This is a genomic window from Sphingobium indicum BiD32 (genome assembly GCF_000382885.1).
Classification (GTDB): domain Bacteria; phylum Pseudomonadota; class Alphaproteobacteria; order Sphingomonadales; family Sphingomonadaceae; genus Sphingobium; species Sphingobium japonicum_C.
This window is the reverse complement of sequence record NZ_CAVK010000127.1, coordinates 1-4,879: the sequence shown is the minus strand read 5'-3', so window position 1 is coordinate 4,879 and position 4,879 is coordinate 1. Positions and strand designations below refer to the sequence as shown.

Below are 4,879 nucleotides of genomic sequence, written 5' to 3'. Positions count from 1 at the left end.
CGTGCTGCCACCTCCCCTACAAGGGGAGGATGCCGGTATGGGCGGGCTTGATAGGTTTTGATTCTAATTGGCGCGGTGGGCTGGCTTTCCGTCCGCACCTTCCCTAATTCGGGCAGATGGCACGAAACAGCCGATCCAATGACTGGGGCTTTCCCCGCTGGCGTGCCTATGGTGCATCGCGTGAGGCGCAGCGCGTGCGCATGTGCGATCGCTTTGGTTGCGACCAGCCGGGCGACTGCCCCGCGCCCAAATCTCCCAACAGCCCGGAACGCTGGTATTTCTGCCCCGATCATGCGGGCGAATATAATCGCAATTGGGACTATTTTCAGGGGCTGGACCAGGAAGAACGCGAACAGCGCGAGCGCGACGAGCGGCGCGATGCGGGCGGCTATCAGGGCAGCGCCTATCATAGCTGGGGCGGGCCGGGCGATGGCAGCCGGTCGCGCGACGAACTCCATGCGCTCAAGGCACTGGACCTGGAGGATGACGCGGATTTCGAGGCGGTGAAGAAAAGCTGGCGGACGCTGGCGAAGGAATATCATCCCGACGTCAAGCCCGGCGACGCACAGGCCGCCGCCCGTTTCCAGACGATCCAGGCCGCCTATGAAGTGCTGCGCGCCGCCGAGGAGCGGCGGACGTGGAAGCCGCGCGGGGCGGTGGATTGAAGGCGCTGGTCCGATCCAATTGGCGCAATGCCGTGCTGGTCTGCCGTAAATGCGAGAAGAAGCTGGATGGCGGCTTTGGCCCCGATGGCGACGTGCGACTGGCCAAGGCGCTGAAGCGGCATTTGTCGCTGAAAAAGGGGCGCAAGGCGGCGGCGGGCATTGTCGAGGTCAGCTGCCTGGGCGTCTGTCCCAAGGGCGCGGTGACCGTGGTGAATGGTGCGGCCAGCCGTGAGTGGCTGCTGGTCCAGCCCGGTGCCGATCTGGACATATTGGCGCAGACGCTGGGGTTGGCACCGGCCGAACATCGTTAAAGCAATCCTTACCAATTCCATCCTAAACGGCTGGAATGATGTATTTCCCTTCCGTGCAACGCCTTATGCCCATCGTGGGGCAGTGCGCCCTGATCCTGCTTGGCCTGGTTGCGCTCACCTTGTCGCCGCCCGTCAGCGGGCGGATGCTGCTGGTGCCCCTGACCGCGCAGGCGCGCGCCGCGCTGGCGCCCGTCGCCATCGCCCATGGCGCGCGGCTGGTGGCGGCGGGGCCATGGGCCGGGTCGCTGCTGATCGAGGGACGGCGTGATCGGCTGGCACTGACGATGCTGGGCCATGGCGTGATCGCGGTCGCGACGAATCGTACAGGTTGCGGAGGAACCGTGTGATGCAGGCCGCCTCCAGCCTTGGGCGGTTGCGCCTTCAGGGATTGCGCGTCCTGCTGTTCGCCAGCTGGCTGTGGACGATCGCGCTGGGTTCGATGTCGCTGCTGCTGGGTGTCGAGCGCGGGGGGCAGGCGATGGCGTTGTCGGTGCTGGTCAATGCCCTGCCGACGATCATGATCCTGCGTCAACGGCTCGATGTCGAAACGCGGCTGGCGATGGGGACGCTGGCCGCGGTGCAGCCTGCCATCGGCCTGTACCTGCTGTCGGGCCATGTCTGGCAGATGGACGGGCATATGTTCTTCTTCGTCGCGCTGGCCGGGCTGGTTTTGCTATATGACTGGCGACCGATCGTGCTGGGTGCGGCGCTGACGGCGGCGCATCATCTGCTGCTCAACAGTCTTTTGCCCGCCTGGGTTTTTCCCGGCAGCGGTGATCTGGAGCGTGTCGCCATCCATGCCGTGGCGGTCGTGCTGCTGACCGCCGTGCTATGCTATCTGACGATCAGGCTGCGTGCGCTGTTGCTGGCGCTGGATGGCCAGATTGCGCAATCGGCACAGTTGGCGGAGGCGGCGGAAAGCGGGCGGACTGCGGCGGAAGCGGCGATGGCCGCCAGCCGCGAGGCGGATTCGCGCGAAGCGGCGCTGCGCCATGCACAGGAACAGGACAAGGTCCGTATGGCGAACGATCGTCGCGCAGCGACACTGGTGCTGGTGCAGGATTTCCGGCGGTCCGTGTTCGGCATTGTCGAGGCGGTCGGTGCCGCCACCCAAGATCTGGAAGAATCGGCGCGATTGCTCAACGGTCTGGCGCGCGACGCCAGCACCGGCACGCATCAAACGGCGGCGGCCGCAGAACAATCGTCCGCCAGTGCCGCCCTGCTGGCGCGCCGGATCGAGACATTGTCCGCATCGATTACGGCCATCGCGTCGGCGGCGCAGCAGCAGGCGGTGCTGGGCGGAGAGGCGCAGCGCGTGTCGACCGCCGGGCATGAGGCGGTGCGTGATCTGGAGGCGCGCACGGCGTCGATCACCAGCTTTGCCGGATCGATCACCGGCATTGCCGCGCGCACCAACCTGCTGGCGCTCAACGCCACGATCGAGGCGGCGCGTGCGGGTGAGGTCGGACGCGGCTTTGCGGTCGTGGCAGGCGAGGTCAAGCAACTGGCCAGTCAGACCGCCAGCGCGACTGGAGAGATAGAGGCGCTCGCCTGGTCCGCGCGGGAAGGGGCAGGCATAGCGCAGGATGCCTTGTCGGACGTGGCCGGCGCGGTCGGGCAACTGGCGGACGCCGCCGATGCGATCCAGCGCGCCGTTGCCGATCAGCGCGATGCGACCAGCGCGATCGAGCAGGCCGCACGCGATACGGCCCGCGACGCCACGATCATGACTCGGCAGATGGAGGGGGTAGCCGACGTTGCGCGGGATACCGAAAGCCTGTCGGGCCGATTATCGGGCGCCGCCACCGGCCTGTCGCGCACGGCGCAGGAATTGCAGCGGGCAACCGACATGTTCGTGGCGCAACTGGAAGCTGCCTGATCCTGTCAGCCCGTGCGGGCCATCCGCGCCGGGCTGTTGTCGATTTTGTCGGCGAGCGGATAGAGGCTGCGATTTTCGCGGTCGACCCGTTCGCTCAGCGCGCGGATGATGGCGTTGGTTTCAACGCAGAAGTCGGCCCATTCGCGCGCGACGCGATCATCGCTCCACGCTGTCATATAACGGGAAAAGCTTTCGGCCAGTGCGCCGGTTTCGGTCTGGAGGGCGGCGGCGGTGGTGCGGGTGCGAGAGTCGTCGGCGCGTTGCAGGGCGGGATAGAGGATGCGGTCCTCCAGTGCGAGATGCGCGATCAACTGGCGCGCAAGTTGCCAGCGTATGGTGCCGACGCTGCGCGGGTTGACGCGGTCGGCCGTTGCCAGCGCCAGCCGGTGGGCGGTCTGACTGATCTCGTCATGCTGCCGGCGCAATTCGGTCATGTCCATCGCTTCGCCCTTTCCGTCCCTGCGGAAAGGCGATGATGCGTGCCGTGACTTAATAAAGCGTTGCCGCAGCCATCATAATGAACGGGACAGATAATGCCCCCGCACCATTGCAGCGCGGGGGCATTTGCATCATCAGCCCGGCTGGTCGGCGCGGCTGACGCCTTCGCCGTCCAGGTTGAGCGCGACGAAATCCCAGTCGATCGCTTCCTTCAGCAGCTTTTCGGCATAGGCCGGGCGCAGGTTGCGATAGTCGATATAATAGGCATGTTCCCATACATCGAGGATCAGCAGCGGCGCATGGCCTTCATGAGCGACCGGCGTGTCGGCGTCATGATAGGAGGTGACTTCCAGCTTGCCGTCCTTGAGGATCAGCGCGGCCCAGCCGCTGGCGAAATGGCCGACGGCTTCGCCCTTCAGCTTTTCAACCAGCGCATCGACCGATCCGAACGTTTCGTTGATCATGTCGAGCAGCTTGCCCGACGGTGCCTTCTTTTCGGGGGACAGGCACAGCCAGTAGAAGCTGTGGTTCCAGATCTGGCCGACCTGGTTGAACAGGCCGCCCTTGGACGATTTGATCAGTTCGACCAGCGACTTGCCCTGGAGGGCGGCGTCGGCGGCGACCAGTTCATTGGCTTTTACGACATAGGCGTTGTGATGCTTGCCATGATGATAATCGAAAGTTTCGGCGGACAAAATGTCGCCAAAGGCATCCTTGGCATAGGGAAGGGCGGGCAGGGTGAAAGCCATGAATTACTCCTCGGTTCATGGATGGGGTCGGCCACATAACGAAGCTGCGGCCTGAAGGCTCCGCGCCCCTAGCAGGCTTATTGCGCTGCGGAAAACAGGATATTTTCGTTATAAGTTGAGGAAATATCCATGTGACATTCCCGAAACGATGACATAGACTTTTCGGTCAGACCGCCCGGCACATGCGGCGGTCGGAAAATGGGGGTAGGGTCATGGCGAAGTTTTTCGGCAATCTGCATCTCGTTCTGGCGGCGGGGCTTGTCCTTGCGCTGCTGGTGATCCTCGCGGTTCCCGCGAACACGATACCGGAGCAGGCGATTTTGCGCTGGCTCCATCTGTTTTTCGGCATCACCTGGATCGGCCTGCTCTATTATTTCAATTTCGTGCAGATCCCGACCATGCCCAAAGTGCCCGCCGAACTGAAACCGGGCGTGTCCAAGTTCATCGCTCCGTCGGCTCTTTTTTACTTCCGCTGGTCGGCCGCGCTGACCGTGCTGACCGGCGTGGTCATCGCCTGGCGCAGCTTCTATCTGGTCGAGGCGCTGACCTTCAAGCCCGGTTTCGTGCTGATCGGCATCGGCATGTGGCTGGCGCTGATCATGGCGGCCAATGTGTGGTTCGTCATCTGGCCGAACCAGAAGAAGGCGCTGGGTCTGGTGCCTGCCGAAGATGCGGTGAAGGCGAAGGCCGCGACCACCGCAATGATCTTTTCGCGCACCAACACGCTGCTGTCGCTGGCGATGCTCTATTGCATGATCAACTTCAACGGCGGTTGAGGGACAAGGATGTGCCGGGGTGTGTCATCCTCCCCTGCAAGGGGAGGTGGCAGCACGAAGT

7 protein-coding genes are annotated in these 4,879 nt (G+C 64.0%); 5 read left to right on the top strand and 2 right to left on the bottom strand.

Annotated features, from left to right (window positions below):
• The first annotated feature begins 116 nt into the window (after positions 1–116).
• From EBBID32_RS12685 to EBBID32_RS12670, 4 genes are all read left to right on the top strand, one after another.
• Positions 117–665: a J domain-containing protein gene (locus tag EBBID32_RS12685; protein WP_006958097.1), complete on the top strand. Its 549-nt coding sequence runs from the start codon at positions 117–119 to the stop codon at positions 663–665.
• Entirely contained in the window at positions 638–976 is a 339-nt protein-coding gene (locus EBBID32_RS12680) for a hypothetical protein (protein WP_006958091.1), read from the top strand. Before EBBID32_RS12685 ends, EBBID32_RS12680 begins: the two co-directional genes overlap by 28 nt.
• 65 nt (positions 977–1,041) lie before the next feature.
• A complete protein-coding gene (locus EBBID32_RS12675) occupies positions 1,042–1,323 on the top strand; it encodes a hypothetical protein (RefSeq protein ID WP_006958089.1) in 282 nt (93 codons plus the stop codon).
• The gene (locus EBBID32_RS12670; protein WP_006958087.1) at positions 1,323–2,855 is read left to right on the top strand and encodes a methyl-accepting chemotaxis protein; all 1,533 of its coding nucleotides are present in this window, start codon (positions 1,323–1,325) and stop codon (positions 2,853–2,855) included. The genes EBBID32_RS12675 and EBBID32_RS12670 overlap by 1 nt, the downstream gene beginning before the upstream one ends.
• A 5-nt stretch (positions 2,856–2,860) precedes the next feature.
• On the opposite strand, the gene EBBID32_RS12665 is transcribed toward EBBID32_RS12670, so the two are convergent.
• Positions 2,861–3,295 carry a hemerythrin domain-containing protein gene (locus tag EBBID32_RS12665; RefSeq protein WP_006958086.1) on the bottom strand — a complete coding sequence of 145 codons (435 nt, stop codon included), beginning with the start codon at positions 3,293–3,295 and terminating at the stop codon, positions 2,861–2,863.
• A 132-nt stretch (positions 3,296–3,427) separates the two neighbouring features.
• The gene (locus EBBID32_RS12660; protein ID WP_006958084.1) at positions 3,428–4,042 is read right to left on the bottom strand and encodes a superoxide dismutase; all 615 of its coding nucleotides are present in this window, start codon (positions 4,040–4,042) and stop codon (positions 3,428–3,430) included.
• Between the two features lie 212 nt (positions 4,043–4,254).
• Here EBBID32_RS12660 and EBBID32_RS12655 point away from each other — a divergent pair, with 212 nt between their 5' ends.
• Positions 4,255–4,818 carry a urate hydroxylase PuuD gene (locus EBBID32_RS12655; RefSeq protein ID WP_006958081.1) on the top strand — a complete coding sequence of 188 codons (564 nt, stop codon included), beginning with the start codon at positions 4,255–4,257 and terminating at the stop codon, positions 4,816–4,818.
• Positions 4,819–4,879: the final 61 nt, after the last annotated feature.